Here is a 13,195-nt window from a genome sequence, read left to right as displayed (position 1 = left end):
CGTCCGGCTGCAAAAGTGTTTCGTTTGCGTGTCGTTCTGTTTCGTGTGTCGTGCGGCGCGCGCCGCCCGCGGTCCAGACGCGCGGTATTTCAGTGCGCCGATCTTCCCATCGACGATTTTCCCGCTACAACCGCCGCAAGAAATGCGGTGCGATAGGCACGGCCGACAACGGGAGAATGCGGACGGTGGCACATCGGAACAGAGTGATCGGCATGCTGGCGGTGGTCGCCGCGATCTCCTGCGCGGCCTTGTCGGCCCAGGCCCAGGCCCAGTCACAGGCCCAGTCACAGGCGCCGGCTTGGCCGAAGAAGCAGGTCACCTTCTTCGTGCCCTATGCGCCGGGAGGCGCCGTCGACGTGGTGGCGCGGACCATCGGCCAGTCGCTGTCGAAGAGCTGGGGCCAGACGCCGGTCGTCGAGAACCGGCCGGGCGCCGGCGGCACCATCGCCTCCAAGGCGCTGACCCAAGCCGCGCCGGACGGCTACACGCTGATCCTGGTCGCGTCGGGCCACCCGCTGAACCAGTTTTTCTATCCGAGCCTGCCTTACGACACCTTCAAGGATTTCACCGCGATCAGCGAAGTCGCCTATTCGCCGCTGGTCATCATGGTGTCGAAGGACAACCCCGCCAGGAACCTGCAGGAGCTTTTGGCGCAAGCGAAAGCGAAGCCCGACTTCCTGTCCTATGGCATGTCCGGCAACGGTACCTCGGCGCATCTCGCCGGCGAACTGCTCAACCACATGGCCGGCGTCAGGATCGTCTCGATCCCGTTCAAGGGCGGCGCGCCGGCGCTGACCTCGGTGATGGCCGGCGACATCCCGATGAGCATCAACCCGTTGCCGGAAGTGACCGGCCAGATCGACGGCGGCGCCGTGCGCGCGCTGGCGGTGACCACGGCAACCCGTTCAAAGGTTCTCCCGGAGGTGCCTACCGTCGCGGAATCCGGCGTGGCGGGTTATGACACCGCGGTCTGGTGGGGCTTTCTCGGACCCGCCGGCATGGCGCCGGAGGTAGTGGCCAGGATCCACGCCGATCTGGCAATCGCGCTGAAGGATCCCGCCGTGCTGGCGACGCTCGACAAGATCGGTGCTGTGCCGGTCGGCAGTTCGCCGCAGGAGTTCGACGCCTTTATGCGCGCTGAAGCCGCCAAATGGGGACCGATCCTCAAAGAGGCCAACATCAAGGCCCAGTAAGACGCAGCTATGGAAGAAATCGCATCATGACCCCGTCCAACCAATGGCATGTCGGCATCGTCGGCTATGGCGAAGTCGGCCGCATCCTCGGCGAAGATCTGCGCGCGCAAAACGTCCCTGTCAGTGCTTATGACATCAAGCTGGACGGCGAACAGGCGGGCGACTTGCGCAACCACGCCGCAGCGCACGGCGTGACCCTTGCGGCATCGCATGCGGAGCTTGCCGCGCGCGTTGATTTCATCCTGTCGGCGGTGACGGCCAGCCAGGCGGTGCCGGTGGCGCAGGCCTGCGCGCCCGCGATCCGGCCGGGCGCCTGGTTTCTCGATTTCAACTCCGCTTCGCCTGGAGCCAAGCAGCGTGCCGCTGCCCTGATCGACGGCGTCGGTGGCCGCTATGTCGAGGGCGCTGTGATGACCTCGGTGCCGCCCTATCGCATCCGGGTGCCGCTGCTGCTTGGCGGCTCAGGCGCAGCTGAGCTCGCGCCCCTGCTTGCGGCGCTCGGCTTCGATGCCAGGGTGGCGAGCGCCGAACTCGGTACGGCGTCCGCGACCAAGATGTGCCGCAGCATCATGATCAAGGGTCTGGAAGCCATGGTGATCGAGAGCTTCACCACCGCGCGTTTTTATGGCGTCGAGGACGCCTTGCTGGCCTCGCTCACCGAGACGTTTCCGGGCATCGACTGGGAAAAACAGGGCGCTTATTTCTTCCAGCGCGTCATCGAGCACGGCCGCCGCCGCAGCGAGGAAGTTCGCGAGGTCGCCGAGACGGTACGCGACGCCGGCCTGACGCCGTGGTCGGCCTCGGGCACCGCCGAGCGTCAGGCCTGGATGGCGGACCTCGCCGATGACGGGCTGTTCGGCGCGCGCGGGACGGATGATTTTGCGCGCAGCGCGGACTGGCGCATCGAAGCGGACCGTATCCTTGAGAAGCAGGGTGCGAAGTAATCCGATCCGTCATGCTGCGTTGACGATGCCGGCAGCGGGCTTCTCCAGCAGGCCATGCGTGGCGCCTGGGCTGACGGCCTCCAGACAAGCGGCCAGCGCCTCGACCAGACTTGGCGCGGTGCGATCCACCTTTGCACCGTCCAGCAACTGCTCCAGTTCGGCGTCTGTCATTTCTCGGCCGAAGCAGCACAGCACGATCTGGGCTTGCGGCGCCTTCCGGCGCATCCGCCGCACCGCGTAACGGACATGGGCCAGCGCCGTCGTGTCGAGACAGACAAGACAGATCATCGCGACCCCTGAGGTATCCAGGGCAAAGATGTTCTTGGTCGATAGCGCCTGCGCCGGCTCTACCCGCGCCGGCAGTCCGTGGGATGAGATCAATTGCGCCAGCAGAATGCCGGCGGCTTCGTCGAGCGTGCTTCGCGCGGCGATGCACAGCACCGGGTTCGCGCTCTGCCATTCGGCCGGCAGCTGCTCGCGTTGGAGAACCGGCAGGCCTGGCATCGGCACTTCCTCGATCGTGGAGTCCAGCGCGGCGTTGGCTTCCACATCGGTGGTTGCGTCCTCGGCAGGGGCCGGGCGGGGCTCCTCCTCCGCGAGGTCGCTGGCAAATTCGGCGACGGTATCGCGGATCTTGTCGAGCCGTTCTACCGTCAAGGCGCCGCGCTCGTGATCGGTCTGCGCCAGCCGCAGGCCAGCCATCGCGACCTGGTCATAATAGGAAGTGAGCGACTTGGTCTTGAGATATTCCTCGGCCTTGTCGGCGGCCTCGGTGGGATCGCCGGCGAGCATGCGCTGATAGAAAATTTCGGGCGGTGACAGCGCCGGTCGATCGCCGAACATGATGTCGAGAAACGCCAGCCTTTCTACGTGACGACCGATCACCACGAGGCACACCGTAAGAGGGGTGGCGAGCACCAGTCCGATCGGCCCCCACAGCGCCGTCCACAGCGTCGCGGAGGTCACCACGGCGATCGGCGACAGGCCGGTGTTGTGGCCATAGAGCATGGGCTCGATGACATGGCCGACGATCGGCTCGACCAGGATGAACAATGCCGCGGTCCAAATCACCATGGTCCAGCTCGGATCGACGGCGATGGCCAGGGTCAAAGGGAAGGCTGCGCCGATGAACGCGCCGATATAGGGCACGAAACGCAAAACGCCTGCGAGGATCCCCCACAAAATCGCGCTGGGTACGCCGATGGCCCAGAGTCCGAGGCCGATCGCGATTCCGAAACCGGAGTTGACCGCAAGCTGGATCAGGAAGAACCGGCTCAATCGGCGGGCTGCATCGTCCAGCGCCGCCGTGGTGCGCTGCAGGTCATGCGACCCTGCCAGCCGGATCAGCCGGTTTCGCAAGTCCTCCCGCTGCAGCAGAATGAAGATCACGAAAATGACGATGATGAACGTCGTCGCGAGCGGGTGGATCAGCGGTGAAATGAGCGTCCGCAGGCTTTCCAGCGCGCCGGGATCGGGCTGTCGGACCTCGACGGGCACGGGCTGGGCCGGAGGAGTGGCCGGGAGCGCGGCCGGCGTTGCGGGCGCGGTCGGTCCCGCTTTCGGCCGATCGAGTTCCTGTCCAAGATCCTTCAGCATTTCGGAGGCGCGCTCGAGCGTGCCGCGCCCTGCAGTCTGCTGCCGGAGCGATGAAATCTTCTCGCTGATGGTGGTCTGATATTTCGGCAGGTCGCCTGCCAGCTGGCTGAGCTGGCCGGCCAGAAGGCTTCCCAGCGCGAAGATGACGGTAAAGGCCAGCACGACGACGGTTACGACGGCGACGCCCCGTGGGGCTCGCAGGTGCTGCACCAGGCCCACCAGGGGCGCCAGCACGAAGCTCAACAGGACTGCCAGGGCGATCGGCACGAAGACTTCCCGACCGAAATAGAGAGTCGACAGGATCAGGGCGGCGATGATGCCGTTGGCGGCCATCCGAATGACTGATCGAAGATCGTCACCGTCCTGGTCCTTTGGCGTCCGCAACAGCATCTCGAGCATCCCACTCTATAAGACCCAACGGCCGATAATGGGATTGCGAGGATTTCGTTCCGGCCCGCGGGCGCCGACTAGACGGAAGCCTTCACCAGCGCGACGATCTCGTCGCCGTAATGCTCCAGCTTCTTGTCGCCGATCCCCGGGATGCCGCGCAGTTGCGCCAGCGAGACCGGCTTGGCGGTGGCGATGCCGTCCATCGTGGCGTCGTGCAGGATGACATAGGCCGGGACGTTGCGCTTCTTGGCCTCTTCGGAGCGCCAGGCGCGCAGCACTTCGATCAGGTCGGGATCGCCGCTGGCGCTGCGCGGCGCCGCGAGATCGCCGCGGCGCGATTTGGCGCGCGGCGCGCGGCCGACGCCCAGCGACTCTTCGCGCAACATGACTTCGGTCTCGCCCTTCAGCACGCCGCGCGCGGTCTCGGTCAGCTTCAGCGCGCCGTAGGCCTCGCCATCGGCATAGAGATAGCCGAGCGCCACCAGCTGTCGCGTAACCGCGCGCCACTGCTTCTCGTTCAGGTCGGCGCCGATGCCGAACACCGAAAGCTTGTCGTGGCCGAACTGCTTGATCTTGTCGGTGAGCCGTCCGATCAGCACGTCGATCAGGTGCATCGCGCCGAATCGCTGCCCGGTGCGGTAGGCGCAGGACAACAGCTTCTGTGCAGCGACGCTTCCGTTCCAGACCTTGGGCGGTGACAGGCAGTTGTCGCAATTGCCGCAACTGGTCGTCCCGGTGGTTTCCTCGCCGAAATAGCCCAGCAGCCGCGAGCGCCGGCAATGCACGGTCTCGGCGAGGCTGACCAGCGCGTCGAGCTTGGCGACCGAGACGCGCTTGAAGGCTTCCGCGCCGGTGGATTCGTCGATCATGCGGCGCTGCTGCACGATGTCGGACAGGCCATAGGCCATCCAGGCGTTCGACGGCTTGCCGTCGCGGCCCGCACGCCCGGTTTCCTGATAATAGGCCTCAATGCTCTTCGGCAGATCGAGATGGCAGACGAAGCGGACGTCGGGCTTGTCGATGCCCATGCCAAAGGCGACGGTGGCGACGATCACCACGCCGTCCTCGTTGATGAATCGGTCCTGGTTGCGAGCGCGCACATTGGCGTCGAGCCCGGCGTGGTAGGGCAGCGCCAGCACGCCGGCCTTGTTCAGGGCCTTGGCGGTGTCCTCGACCTTGGCGCGCGACAGGCAATAGACAATACCGGCTTCGCCCGCGTGGCGCTCGGCGATGAAGGCCAGGAGTTGCTTCTGCGCGTTGGTCTTGTCGACGATCTCGTATTTGATATTGGGCCGGTCGAACGAGGCGACGAAGCTCGGCGCGTCGGTGAGGCCGAGCCGGTGCACGATCTCCTGCCGCGTCAGGTCATCAGCGGTAGCGGTCAGCGCGATCCGCGGCACGTTTGGAAAGCGTTCGGCGATCACCGAAAGCCCGATATATTCCGGGCGGAAGTCATGGCCCCATTGCGACACGCAATGCGCCTCGTCGATGGCGAACAGCGCGATTTTCGCGCGGCCGAGCATGGCCAGGCAGCGCGGGTTCAAGAGCCGCTCGGGCGCGACATAGAGCAGATCGAGATCCCCGGCCAGGAGCCGCTGCTCGACCTCGTTGGCCTCGTCCCAGGATAATGTGGAGTTCAGCACCGCCGCCTTGACGCCGGCCTCCAGCAGGCCCGCGACCTGGTCGCGCATCAGCGCGATCAAGGGCGACACCACGATGCCGCAGCCTTTGCGCAGCAGCGATGGCAACTGGTAGCACATCGACTTGCCGCCGCCGGTCGGCATCAGCACCAGGCAGTCGCCGCCAGCGGTGACGTGGCGGACGATCGCCTCCTGCGCGCCGCGGAACCCGGGCAGGCCGAATACCGAATTCAGGACGGCAAGCGCGTCCGGTTCGGCGTCGGTCATTGCGGTGCGGGCGGGGGAAGCGGACATAAGGGGGGAGGGTCCTGATTCGTCGGTCCGGTATATCAGACGCCACGTCATTCGCGCGTCGCATCCTCCGCAAATCCGGTGTAGACTGCAATTGTTGCCGCTTCGCAGGGGCCTGTCCCACAGATCTTGCGCGCGCCGCCCAACAGATCGCCGAAGTCAGCTATGTCCCTCATCCTGCGTATCTTTTCATGGCTTCTCGGGCGCCGTCGCGGCGTCACCCCGCGCTGGCGCGCGGCCAATGAGAACGTGCTGTCGAAGTCCGCGCCGCGGCCCCGCAAATCAGGCGCCAAGCCGCCGAAATGGACCGTGATGGTGCATCTCATCGCGCACGATCCTAAGGTGAAGCTGCTCGGTCATCGCACCGCGCTGGAAGTCTGGAACCTGTCGGATCCGACCAGGCTGGCCTTCCTCTATCTGCAGCACGGCCGCCGCCTGCGGCTGCCGGCGCCGGCCGCGATCGTCGAATTCGGCAAGGCCGCGCGACGCAGCCGGAGCGCGGAATAGCCAGCGGAACCAACAGGCTTCCGGTAGATTGATGGGCAGCATCAACCCGAGAGGCCCGCCATGACCGACGACACCTTCATCGACGCAATTCCCGAAATGGCCGAGCGCGCCACCAACGGCGCCAAGAAAGCAGCCCGCGGTGCCGCCAGGAGTGCCGCCGGCAGTGCGTCCGAGGCCGGTGCGATGGTCAGCGACATGTTCTGCGCCGCGGTCGACAGACTGACCACCGTCGTCGACGACGCCCGCCGCCCCGGCAAGCCGCTCGACACCGTCTCCAAGATCACCCGCGACGCCCCGCTCGGCGCGCTGTTCGTGGCCTTCCTCGTCGGCGTCGCGATCGCGCGGCGGCGCTAGAAATGGACGCGCGCAGTCCCAACAAGGGCGCGCTGAACTTCGACGATCCCGAAAACTTTGTCCGCGTCCGCGGCGCCCGCGAGCATAATCTAAAGGACGTCTCGGTCGTGATCCCGCGCAACGCGCTGGTGGTGTTCACCGGCGTGTCCGGCTCCGGCAAATCCTCGCTTGCTTTCGGCACGCTCTATGCCGAGGCGCAGCGGCGCTATCTGGAATCCGTCTCGCCCTATGCGCGGCGGCTGTTCAACCAAATGGCGATTCCGGAGGTCGACGAGATCGAAGGCCTGCCGCCGGCCGTGGCGCTGCAGCAACAGCGGGGATCGCCGACCACGCGCTCCTCGGTAGGCAGCGTCACGACGCTCTCGAACCTGCTGCGCATGCTGTATTCGCGCGCCGGCGATTATCCGCGCGGCCAGCCGCTGCTGTACGCGGAATCGTTTTCGCCGAACACGCCGGAGGGCGCCTGCGAACGCTGCCACGGCATCGGCCGTGTCCACGGAGTCACCGAAAAATCCATGGTGCCGGACCCCGCGCTGACGATCCGCGAACGCGCCATCGCGGCGTGGCCGACCGCCTGGGGCGGGCAGAACCTGCGCGATATCCTGGTGACGCTCGGGTACGACGTCGACACGCCGTGGCGCGACCTGCCGAAGAAGGATCGCGACTGGATCCTGTTTACCGACGAGCAGCCGACGGTGCCGGTATATGCCGGCTATACGCCCGCCGAAACGCGGCGCGCGCTGAAGCGCAAGGAAGAGCCGAGTTACCAAGGCACGTTCACCGGCGCGCGAAAATACGTGCTGCAGACCTTTGCCACGACGCAGAGCGCGATGATGAAACGCCGGGTGTCGCAGTTCATGCTGGGGAGTGAATGCCCGGTGTGCCACGGCAAAAGGCTGAAACCGGAATCGCTGTCGGTGAAATTCGCCGGCTTCGATATCGCCGAGCTGTCGCGGCTGCCGTTGAAGCGGCTTGACGCGATGCTGCGGCCCTATATGGGCGAGACCAACAAGGTTTCCGCCGACCACCCGGAAAAGGCGATGGTGATCCATCGCATCGTCGAGGATCTGCTGGCGCGGCTCGCGGTGCTGCTCGATCTCGGCCTCGGCTATCTCACCCCGGAGAGGAGCACGCCGACGCTGTCGCCCGGCGAATTGCAGCGGCTGCGGCTGGCGACGCAGGTGCGCTCCAACCTGTTCGGTGTCGTCTATGTGCTGGACGAGCCTTCCGCCGGCCTGCACCCCGCCGATACCGAGGCGCTGTTGCGCGCGCTGGATCGGCTGAAGGCGGCCGGCAATTCGCTGTTCGTCGTCGAGCATGAGCTGGACGTCGTGCGCCATGCCGACTGGATCGTCGATGTCGGTCCCGGCGCCGGCGTGCATGGCGGCGAGGTGCTGTACAGCGGCCCGCCCGATGGCCTGGCGGATATCGAGGCTTCGCAGACGCGGCGCTATCTGTTCGACGATGGCGAGCGAACAGCGCGCAAGCCGCGGCCGCCGCGCGACTGGCTGAAGCTGCGCAATGTCACCCGCAACAATCTCGACAAACTCGACGTCGATATTCCGCTCGGCGTGTTCACCTCGCTCACCGGCGTCTCCGGCTCCGGCAAATCGAGCCTGATCAGCCAGTTTCTGGTCGAAGCGGTATCGGAGCGGCTCGGCCAGCGGCACGAGCCGATCGAAGAAGCTGCGGACGCGCTCGATGAGAGCGTCGAGACACTGGGCGGTGATATCACAGCCGGCATTGACAGCATCAAGCGGCTGGTGGTGGTCGACCAGAAGCCGATCGGCCGCACGCCGCGCTCCAATCTCGCCACCTATACCGGCCTGTTCGACCACGTGCGAAAACTGTTCGCGGCGACCAAGCAGGCCAAGGCGCGGCGCTACGATGCCGGACGGTTCTCGTTCAACGTCGCCAAGGGGCGTTGCGAGACCTGCCAGGGCGAAGGCTTCGTCAGCGTCGAACTCCTGTTCCTGCCGTCGGTCTATGCGCCGTGCCCGACCTGCCATGGCGCGCGCTACAATGCCAAGACGCTGGAGATCAGGATCCGCGACCAATCGATCGCCGACGTGCTCGGCATGACGGTGGACGCCGCCTACGACTTCTTCGCGGAGGATGTCGCCCTGCGGCGTTCGCTCGGCGTGATCCGCGAGGTCGGGCTTGGTTATATCCGGCTTGGCCAGTCCGCCACCGAATTGTCCGGCGGCGAGGCACAGCGCATCAAGCTGGCGACCGAACTGCAGCGCGCCCAGCGCGGCGCGACGCTTTATGTGCTGGACGAGCCGACCACCGGTCTGCATCCGTCGGATGTCGAAAAACTGATGAAACAGCTCGACGGCCTGGTGGCGTCGGGAAACACGGTCGTGGTGGTCGAGCACGACATGGACATGGTCGCATCGAGCGACTGGGTCATCGACATTGGCCCCGGCGCCGGCGACGAAGGCGGCCGCGTGGTCGCCTCGGGCCCGCCGGCCGACGTCGCTCGCGTGAAAGAGAGCCGCACGGCGAAGTATCTCGCGCGGGTGATTTAACCGATACGCGCGATCTCGGCCGTCATTGCGAGGAGAAGTTGCGACGAAGCAATCCAGTCTTCGCCCGTGGCTTCTGGATTGCCGCGTCGCTTCGCTCCTCGCAATGACGGCTGAAAGGCCTAAGCCTCCGCCCGCATGTCCCGCAGTTTGCACGCCAGCACCGTGCCGGACAGCGTGCCGCCGACGATGTTCGCGAGCACCAGGATCCAGTCGCCGTTGATCACGCCGTAGCAGACCCACAGTGCGAGGCCAGTGGTCAGCACCGCCAGCATCCTGACCGAGAGATCGCCGGTCGAGCCGCGCGGCAGCGCCTTGCGGACTTGCGGGATGTAGGAGAGCGAGGTGCAGGTTGCGGCGAGCGCGCCGATGAGCGACATGAGGCTGAACATCAAGGACATTCCCGAGGCTTGGGGCAGGTGACGTCCCCCTTCAACAGACTCTTTCGATGCGGGTTCCGGCGGCTTGACGGCGGCGGGCGCAGCGGGGAATGTGCCCGCCGTTTCCCTTAGCTTTCGAACGAAAGAATTCCGCATGATCAAGCGTCTCATCCCCGGCAAGCGTCTCAGCCAGGCCACCATCCACGGCAACACGGTCTATCTCGCCGGCCAGGTGCCGGATGATTACACCGGCAATGTCGAGGCCCAGACCACGCAGGTGCTGGCCAAGATCGACGCGCTGCTGAAAGATGCCGGCACCGACAAGACCAGAATGCTGTCGGTCACCGTCTGGCTGCCGAACATGGGCGATTTCGCCAAGTTCAACACCGTGTGGGACGCCTGGGTGCCGGCCGATGCCACGCCTGCGCGCGCCTGCGTCGAGGCCCGGCTCGCCGATCCCTCGATCAAGGTCGAGATCGCCGTCATCGCCGCGATCGGCTGACACCGATGATCCCGACAGCAATCGCAGTCGCCCCCAATGGCGGCCGCAAGTTCAAGGCCGACCATCCCGCGGTGCCGCTGACGCCGGCGGAACTGGCGGTCACCGCCGCGCGCTGCCGCGATGCCGGCGCGTCGATGATCCACGCCCATGTCCGCACCGCGGACGGGCACCATCTGCTCGACGCCGATGCCTACAAGGATGCGATTGCGGCGATTCGCGGCGCGGTTGGACAGGATCTCGTGATCCAGATCACCAGCGAGGCGCTCGGTAAATACAGCCCGGCGCAGCAGCGCGCGGTGGTGCGCGACGTCCGCCCGGAGGCCGTATCGCTGGCGCTGCGTGAGCTGGTGCCGGACGCGACGGAGGAGGCCGCCTTCGCCGATCTGCTCGGCTGGATGAAGGCGGAGAACGTCACGCCGCAGATCATCCTCTACGAAGTGGCGGAAGCCGTTCGTCTGGCCGATCTGCGCCGGCGCGGCCTGGTGCCGTTCACGCATCTGCCGGTACTTTATGTTCTGGGCCGCTATACCGCGGGTCAGATCTCGGCGCCCTCCGACCTGCTGCCGTTCCTCGATTCCACCGCACCCGTCTTCGAGCACTGGAGCCTGTGTGCCTTTGGCGCCCGGGAGGCGGCCTGCGTCACCGCCGGCGCGCTGCTCGGCGGTCATATCCGGGTCGGCTTCGAGAACAATGAGTCGCAGCCGGACGGTACTCGCGCACAGGGCAATGAGGATCTGGTCGCCGCCGCCCGCCGCGCCATCGCGGCCGTCGGCCTCCGCGCCGCAACGGCTGACGAATTGCGTGCGGCGACTATGAAATAAGCCGCTTGGAACATGTCAAAAAATGACGAATTTAGGTGAATGTCACCATACATCTTTATATCTCCTGGATGGCCGATAAAATTATCAATATTTCAAAAGACGTTATTTCAGCAGCAGGCGGTATTGTCGTGCAACGGGGCGAGCCGCCACTTTTTGCAGTGGTATGCCTGCGCAAGCGCGGCGACTGGGTGCTGCCGAAGGGCAAGCTCGATCCCGGCGAAACGCCGCGCGCCGCCGCGCAGCGCGAGGTTCTGGAAGAGACCGGCCACGATACCGTTGTCGGCGAATTCCTGGGTACGCTGGCGTACGAAGTCGGCCTCCGCATCAAGGTCGTGCATTACTGGCGAATGGAAGCCGACGCCGAACCCAGCCGTTCGCTGATGAAGGACATCACCGAAGTGGAATGGCTGCCGCTCGACGAGGCTTTGGCGCGGCTTACCCGCAGTCACGAACAGGCGTTCCTGGCACAAGTCGGGCCGCTGGCCCTGCAGGCGCGGGCCGGCGTCCGCGGCAATGGCCCGACGGGCACGCCGCCGGCCGGCCTGCTGCAGAAGTTGCGACGCTGGCTGAAGGGTTAATCGCGCCGCGCTCTTTCTTCACCTCCCCCTCGTGGGGGAGGGTAACCGCGCGACAGCGCGGACGGGAGAGGGGAAGTGTTTGGCGCCGCCCCCTCTCCCGTCGCGGACTTCGTCCGCGCCACCCTCTCCCGCTAACCGCAGCTTCGCTGCGGCCGTGGGAGACGGGAAGAAAAGCCATCGCTACGCGCTGCGCAGGATCACGCCGTACCAGCCCAATCCGCGGTAGGTCTCGTAGCCGGGCGTCGCATGGAACGCGACCAGCGTGCCGGCGCGGTCGTGCTGGAAGCCGCTGCGGGGGCCGTTTGCGGCAAGCGCGACCTTCTCGGTCAGCAGACCCTGCCCATCGGACGCCGCGATCACGCGAAAATCCCTGTCGACCAGCAGCACGCGGGTCTGCGACACATGCGCCACGCTGATATCGTTCGGCGCGGCGGCGCAATCCACCACCGCCGAATCCGTCGCCCACCAGCGCACGTCGCAGGTCCGCTCATAGAGGTTGCGGTCGATCAGCTCGACGGCGTCCAGCGCCAGGTCGACCATGCGCTCGCCGCGCAGCATTCAGCGCCAGCATCTTCATCTGGTTGGTGATCGACTGGATCGACCTGGTCTTCTCGCAGGCGATCTGGTTGACCTCGGCCGTCAGCCGCGCGATCAGGGCCGAAATGTCAGAGGCCTCGTTGCTGCCATCGGTTGGGATTGCCAAACGAGTTGTCTCACCAGCGCCATCGTAAACCTCTTGCGTCCGGGTGGTGCCCCTCGCCGATGCAGGCGGGCGACCGTAACGGATTCCGCAAGATGGTATTTGAATGCTTAATTTGAGTTTAATTTTTCGTGTGGCGGGCATTCTTGCCCTGATCGGCCGTCGGGTTCGCGGCGCGCCTCTCTCTCCATCAGGCATTCCTCGACGATGGTCAGCAGGGTCTGCGGCTTGAACGGTTTGCGCAAGCATCGAGCGGCGCCAAGCCCCAGCGCCATGCGCAAAAAATCCGGCGCCGGCGACAGGCTCTCCGCGAAGGCGTAGCCGGAGATCGCAATCAGCGGCACCGCCGGCGCGCATTCGTGAAACCGCCGCACGGATTCGAAACCATTCATGTCGGGCATGAAGATATCGACGATCATCAAGTCGAAGTCGCCGCGTCTCAGCGCCGACAGGCCGGACGCCGCGCCATCCGCGGTCACGACGTCGAAGCCTTGCCGTTTGAGCCACAGCTGCATGGTCTGCGACACCATCGGATCGTCGTCGACAACAAGTAAGCGCAGCATCGCGCAGCTCCCAGCCGTGATCCCGGGAGGCGTCATTGTCGCCCGGGTTCCGCCGGATCCCGGCGAATCAACCCGCAATCTGGAAAATTACGCGACCGCGTGTCTGTATCAAATGGTGCATATTCAGGTTGTACGGGCGCGATTGTTCTGGCTATTTTGCGGCCGTGGTATCCAGCGACCCGCTTGTGGTATCCCCATGGAATCTTGC

12 protein-coding genes and 1 pseudogene are annotated in these 13,195 nt (G+C 65.6%); 8 read left to right on the top strand and 5 right to left on the bottom strand.

Annotated features, from left to right (window positions below; translation table 11 throughout):
• Positions 1 to 212 precede the first annotated feature (212 nt).
• Complete coding sequence (locus FIU28_RS24865) at positions 213 to 1,193, top strand: tripartite tricarboxylate transporter substrate binding protein (protein WP_441351317.1); 981 nt, start codon at positions 213 to 215, stop codon at positions 1,191 to 1,193.
• 26 nt (positions 1,194 to 1,219) lie between these two features.
• Positions 1,220 to 2,137 (top strand): NAD(P)-dependent oxidoreductase, encoded by a 918-nt coding sequence (locus FIU28_RS24860; RefSeq protein ID WP_143575750.1) that lies wholly within the window; start codon positions 1,220 to 1,222, stop codon positions 2,135 to 2,137.
• 9 nt (positions 2,138 to 2,146) lie between these two features.
• On the opposite strand, the gene FIU28_RS24855 is transcribed toward FIU28_RS24860, so the two are convergent.
• Together FIU28_RS24855 and recQ are read right to left on the bottom strand one after the other, a co-directional pair.
• On the bottom strand, positions 2,147 to 4,123 hold the full coding sequence (locus tag FIU28_RS24855) for an AI-2E family transporter (protein WP_143575749.1): 1,977 nt from the start codon (positions 4,121 to 4,123) through the stop codon (positions 2,147 to 2,149).
• A gap of 77 nt (positions 4,124 to 4,200) precedes the next feature.
• On the bottom strand, positions 4,201 to 6,057 hold the full coding sequence (gene recQ / locus FIU28_RS24850) for a DNA helicase RecQ (protein WP_246660799.1): 1,857 nt from the start codon (positions 6,055 to 6,057) through the stop codon (positions 4,201 to 4,203).
• A gap of 162 nt (positions 6,058 to 6,219) precedes the next feature.
• On the opposite strand from recQ, the gene FIU28_RS24845 reads away from it, so the two are divergent.
• The 3 genes from FIU28_RS24845 to uvrA are packed head-to-tail and all read left to right on the top strand — an operon-like array spanning position 6,220 to position 9,446.
• Entirely contained in the window at positions 6,220 to 6,561 is a 342-nt protein-coding gene (locus FIU28_RS24845; protein WP_143575748.1) for a hypothetical protein, read from the top strand.
• Positions 6,562 to 6,621: 60 nt separating this feature from the next.
• Complete coding sequence (locus FIU28_RS24840) at positions 6,622 to 6,915, top strand: hypothetical protein (RefSeq protein ID WP_143575747.1); 294 nt, start codon at positions 6,622 to 6,624, stop codon at positions 6,913 to 6,915.
• Between the two features lie 2 nt (positions 6,916 to 6,917).
• Positions 6,918 to 9,446: an excinuclease ABC subunit UvrA gene (gene uvrA, locus FIU28_RS24835; protein ID WP_143575746.1), complete on the top strand. Its 2,529-nt coding sequence runs from the start codon at positions 6,918 to 6,920 to the stop codon at positions 9,444 to 9,446.
• A gap of 119 nt (positions 9,447 to 9,565) precedes the next feature.
• Here the strand turns inward: uvrA and FIU28_RS24830 are convergent, their stop codons facing one another.
• On the bottom strand, positions 9,566 to 9,835 hold the full coding sequence (locus FIU28_RS24830; RefSeq protein WP_143575745.1) for a SemiSWEET family sugar transporter: 270 nt from the start codon (positions 9,833 to 9,835) through the stop codon (positions 9,566 to 9,568).
• 142 nt (positions 9,836 to 9,977) lie between these two features.
• Between FIU28_RS24830 and FIU28_RS24825 the strand changes: the two genes are divergently transcribed.
• The 3 genes from FIU28_RS24825 (at position 9,978) to FIU28_RS24815 (ending at position 11,724) form a co-directional block, all read left to right on the top strand.
• Positions 9,978 to 10,325 (top strand): RidA family protein, encoded by a 348-nt coding sequence (locus FIU28_RS24825; RefSeq protein ID WP_143575744.1) that lies wholly within the window; start codon positions 9,978 to 9,980, stop codon positions 10,323 to 10,325.
• Positions 10,326 to 10,330: 5 nt separating this feature from the next.
• Positions 10,331 to 11,146, top strand: a complete 816-nt coding sequence (locus FIU28_RS24820) for a 3-keto-5-aminohexanoate cleavage protein (RefSeq protein WP_143575743.1) — start codon at positions 10,331 to 10,333, stop codon at positions 11,144 to 11,146.
• Positions 11,147 to 11,214: 68 nt separating this feature from the next.
• The gene (locus FIU28_RS24815; protein WP_143575742.1) at positions 11,215 to 11,724 is read left to right on the top strand and encodes an NUDIX hydrolase; all 510 of its coding nucleotides are present in this window, start codon (positions 11,215 to 11,217) and stop codon (positions 11,722 to 11,724) included.
• Positions 11,725 to 11,904: 180 nt separating this feature from the next.
• Here FIU28_RS24815 and FIU28_RS24810 read toward each other — a convergent pair.
• Positions 11,905 to 12,427: pseudogene (locus FIU28_RS24810) on the bottom strand (hypothetical protein).
• A 107-nt stretch (positions 12,428 to 12,534) separates the two neighbouring features.
• Positions 12,535 to 12,987 carry a response regulator gene (locus FIU28_RS24805; RefSeq protein ID WP_143575741.1) on the bottom strand — a complete coding sequence of 151 codons (453 nt, stop codon included), beginning with the start codon at positions 12,985 to 12,987 and terminating at the stop codon, positions 12,535 to 12,537.
• Between the last annotated feature and the right edge of the window lie 208 nt (positions 12,988 to 13,195).

This window comes from Tardiphaga sp. vice154 (assembly GCF_007018645.1).
Classification (GTDB): Bacteria; Pseudomonadota; Alphaproteobacteria; order Rhizobiales; family Xanthobacteraceae; genus Tardiphaga.
This window is presented reverse-complemented; position numbering and strand designations above follow the sequence as displayed.